This window comes from Yersinia sp. 1252 StPb PI, assembly GCF_048593885.1.
In the GTDB taxonomy this organism is placed as follows: domain Bacteria; phylum Pseudomonadota; class Gammaproteobacteria; order Enterobacterales; family Enterobacteriaceae; genus Yersinia; species Yersinia enterocolitica_E.
In genome coordinates this window covers 1-4,505 of record NZ_JAZGQE010000262.1, presented here as the reverse complement: position 1 = coordinate 4,505, position 4,505 = coordinate 1, and the positions used below count along the sequence as shown (strand labels likewise).

Sequence of the window (4,505 nt, the reverse complement as noted above, 5' to 3'; positions counted from 1 at the left end):
GGGATTAACGTTACTAATATATTAATAAGTAAAGATTTTTACAGTGCAGCGCTTGCACCTCTCAATTACGAGATACGTCTAAACCTTGGTGATGCCTGTGGTTTTGGTGTGAAAATTTCAGCCAATGGGGATGATCCCGGCGGTGACTTTTGGGTAATGGAAGGTAAACCTTATACCCCAAGAAGCCATATCGCTTTCCGTGCTGCAAGCAAAAATGAGGTCAATCAATTCTATAATGCTGCCATGGAAGCTGGTGCAATATCGAATGGAGAGCCTGGCTACCGTCCTCATTATCATGAAAACTATTATGCTGCATTTGTTCTTGATCCAGATGGTTACAATATTGAAGCTGTCTATCATGGCAAATAATTTATAAAATAAAGCTTTCTACTTAATCAGAATGGCTATCTACTGATGATATGCACTGTTTTCGTGCATTAATTTTGACACTCACCATCGCCACTAAGCAATACTCCTAATTGCTATGTAGCATATCGATTATGCTTTTAATATCTGCTAGCATCCCTGCCAGCGCTATCACATAACTTAATTGATCGGAGAAAGCGCTCAATCCAGCAATGTCGGGCGTCATACGCTATTTTATTAGTTACTCAACCGCGATGAGTATTAATAACACTTTGAATAAGGCAATTTTGGAATTGAAGATAACGTTGATAATAGCCGGTATTGTTGTGATCATCGCGGTAATAGTCTGGCTCATTCTTCGCTCGGCAGCTAAAGACGTTGAGGATGATTATTAAATGATGATCCTCTGATTTAACCTCCCCCAGCTTGAAGCGCTGAAGATAAGGTTGAAATCCTTCTATGCTCCCAAACAGCCATTAAGAAACCAACGTTAAAATAAGTATTCTGCATATATTACTTGCTTCCCCATACCTTGTGTGAGCCTCGTTATATAAATAAGTGGGTTAGCGAGCAAACTTGTCGTTATGTGATGCATGTCATTTCAAATCAATTGTAACTGATCACTTTTTGATCAATCATTTTAGTGCCAAATCCACAGCGCTTTCATGTCTGTCAACCTGTAAGCAAGCTATGAGACCCTGTAAAAGGTTATGGATTCGGTCTTGCTTCCGCCACGAAACATCATGTCAACAAGCAATCAGATGCTAGTGGCGGCCTTTTGTATTGGAAACCGGACAATCACCTCCTCTACCTGGCTAATTTCCTACATCAACTGGCAGTGCAGCCCCTCGTTCCCAACAACTTTTATATGGCTATTGATACCATTGCCTTGAATAAAATGTGGGCTATTGCAAACTATCTCTCAGCTATGTCAATCTATCTATATTGCGAGTAAGGAACTAAGTTGGGACTAATCTGTTGTGGATGATTCATAAACAAAAAGACTCAGCCGTGAAACCGAGCCTTCGTTAAGTAGCGATACCCACTTCAAACTAAGTTCACATGTTTGAGATTCACATCGTTTTCATCTTGCTGTTCATATTCTATAGACGTCAACTGATAGCATAGCATCTATTGAGATAGAGGGCTTTATTATGCTTATTTATGATGTTTTTGGTCACCGTCTCAGTGTTAAAAAAATCGCCAATGAATGGTAGCGATTCCGGATGGAGAGCAACGAGGGAAAGTCATCTCGTATATATGACGTCATTATTGCATCCTTTTTAGCTGAAGATGAAATAGCTGGATGGCTAGCTGATATTTACCATGAAGCGGCGAGTGAAAAACATCCCGATGTAAAACGGATGAAGTAAGCCACTGCTAAAACGGTGAAGTATTATTGACCTCTTCTCAATTAAATACAGTACTCACTTCCTTATGCAATTTTATTACTGCCAAAATCACCATTGCACCAAATTACTGAAAACCCAGGTGTAATAAGATAGTCACGCGATAAATTCGGCAATATCCATTATAATTTATCTACTATTAACTCATAATTCTTATCGCATGAGCCATATCCCAGAACTAATGTCCGTTAAGACACCCATCCCGAAAGCAGCAGATAAAATGCCCAATAAACTATTTGCGTAGGTTCGGCTGGTTGGATCAAATGCCACATCATGTTCATCAGCCCGAGGCTACCAAGTCAACTCATGACTCTACTCTATTCGTAATTACCGCTGGATAACTACAGAATAGAGTCATGCAGAGAATATGCGACACCTACCTGCCTGATATCTCATATACCACAATGATGGTTAGGCATTCTTTGGTGAAATCATCCATGTAAGTGAGTCAGCTGTGCATCCATGATCACATACATTAAACTATGTCAGGCTGGGCGCAATAATGACAGGCGCTCAATCACTTGCACTTACGGCCACCCTATACTCCTGACACCACAGATAAACCCGCTTGTGATTTACCCTAACATCTTCGTGATATAAAAACTGGATGATTTATATACAAGTGTTCGATAAATACTCACCCATTTTTTAAAGAAAATTAAAGATGAGAATCTTGCTGTAAATTACAGTAGATTTTTTGAAATTTAGCTATGATAGATGAGTCTGAATAGTCATATTTGACTTTATCATAGAGTTTGGCTGAAAATATTTTGGCTTCATCTTGATTATCAAAAATATGAGAAAGCATTCTTTTTAATGCATCAACATTTGCGGGCTCAACAAGGTATCCATTGACGCCATTCTCAATAAACTCATTGCATCCTGGGACATTAGTCGTCAGTACTGGGCGACCACAGAATGCAGCTTCAATAAGTATCCTAGGAATACCTTCGCCATAACGTGTTGGCAATACAACAAGATCATTTTCCTTGATAACTACATCCATATCATTACGTCGTCCCAACCATTGTACAAATGGTCTAGAGCAAATATCTTCGATTTCTTGTTTAGCCAATGAATTCCTAGAACGTAGATCATAAATACCTGCGATAGATAATTCAAAATCATCCCGTTCTTTATACAACGCATCTAGTGCCATAATGAGCGTATCGAGCCCTTTATCCTTCAGTAGTCTGGCTCCAAAAAGTAGTTTCATTTTCGGTTTTCCGAATATATTTTCATCATATGAAAATATATTCGGATCAACGCCTGCTCCTTCAACAAAGTACATACTTTGAGAGTTGGTTATTTTATTTTTTTTGAAAAAACTCAGGTCATGATGATTTTCAAATACAAAAGCACCGCGTTTAGATGAACCTGCGAGTTTATATAAATTAGTTATTAATGGCCTTATTGAACGAAAAAAAATAGAGTCGTTAGAAAAAATAACACCTAAACCAGTAACGCTCTTCACTACAGGTCTATGAATGATCCTACCAATTATGCCAGAATATATATTTGGTTTTACAGTAATGGAGTGAATTATATCTGGTTTTAATAAAGATGCTACTTTTAGAATTGAGTAAAATGTCATGATTTCAAAAAAAGGATTAATTCCACTTCGAGATAGCTTGATATCAAAACATTCGATACCAATTTCCTCAAGTTCCTCTTTAATGCCCATAGTGGAAAAGCTAGAAATCACTTTAACTTCATATCCGCTAGCGATATTTGCCTGGGCTCTGTTATACCAATGTAGTTTGAAATACCAATCAGCATTGACTACGTATAATAATATTTTACTCATCACAGAGCTCCCGACCGGCCAAAGAAACCATGGATGAAACCCTTTAAACCATATTTGAAATGCGAAAATCTCGGTTTAAGTAAAGTGGAAAATATAAAAAACTGGATTATTGCTTTTGGGAAAACATGTAGTTTCCAAGCAATTGGGATATAATCTCGTTTCATTAATAACATGACATTTCTAAAGAAGTAATAATGACGAATTGGTATGTGTGTTGTTATTTGCCGACCAAAAATAACTATTGGTTTATCGCCTATTTTATGATCCATCGATGCATACTGTGCAGCAATACATATTTTATTACATTTAAGCGCACGGAACCCCCACTCGATATCAACACAATCGATAAAAAGTGTTTCATCCATATAGCCTATTTCTTTTATCGATGGGATGCTAATAAGCGATCCGGACGCGATTATAAAATCAGCGCAAAGATATGCAGAAGTAAAATCAGGGGGGATTAAGTTAATATTATATTTGGCTGTACGTAAAAATTTAGACGGGATTCTATTATCTATATCGTAATGCACAGGACCAACTGCTGCGACATCGATGCCATCATTAATAGCTTGGTCACGAGCTGTTAATAAATCTTCAATAAGCGATAGCGATGGTAAAGAATCCTGATCAAATAAAATAACATCAGTAGCTCCCCGAGCTTCAGCCAATTTAATTCCGATATTTTGGGCCCGAGCAATACCTACATTCTCACCAAGGTTTACTACGCTAATATCAGACTCAATATCACCCATATCTATTACACGTTCACTGGGTGTATTATCGATAATGATAATACCATTTAATTGCGGTGCAAGCAGATGTAATAGATTGGCGACAGTATCAGTATTTGGATAAAACGTAATTATAACAGCATAAATCATAATAATTATTTCATTAAATGGTCGTGGATTAATTTAGTTTTT

The 4,505-nt window shown here is 37.5% G+C and carries 3 protein-coding genes and 1 pseudogene; 2 read left to right on the top strand and 2 right to left on the bottom strand.

What is annotated here, in order from left to right:
• Together V2A85_RS22135 and V2A85_RS22130 are read left to right on the top strand one after the other, a co-directional pair.
• Positions 1-369 (top strand): VOC family protein (locus tag V2A85_RS22135; protein ID WP_420072381.1); only part of this gene is annotated, 369 nt, incomplete at its 5' end.
• 1,151 nt (positions 370-1,520) lie between these two features.
• Positions 1,521-1,739, top strand: a pseudogene (locus tag V2A85_RS22130) (DUF7661 family protein).
• 694 nt (positions 1,740-2,433) lie between these two features.
• Here V2A85_RS22130 and V2A85_RS22125 read toward each other — a convergent pair.
• Together V2A85_RS22125 and V2A85_RS22120 are read right to left on the bottom strand one after the other, a co-directional pair.
• On the bottom strand, positions 2,434-3,582 hold the full coding sequence (locus V2A85_RS22125; protein ID WP_420072380.1) for a glycosyltransferase family 4 protein: 1,149 nt from the start codon (positions 3,580-3,582) through the stop codon (positions 2,434-2,436).
• Positions 3,582-4,463, bottom strand: a complete 882-nt coding sequence (locus V2A85_RS22120; protein ID WP_420072379.1) for a glycosyltransferase family 2 protein — start codon at positions 4,461-4,463, stop codon at positions 3,582-3,584. Before V2A85_RS22120 ends, V2A85_RS22125 begins: the two co-directional genes overlap by 1 nt.
• Between the last annotated feature and the right edge of the window lie 42 nt (positions 4,464-4,505).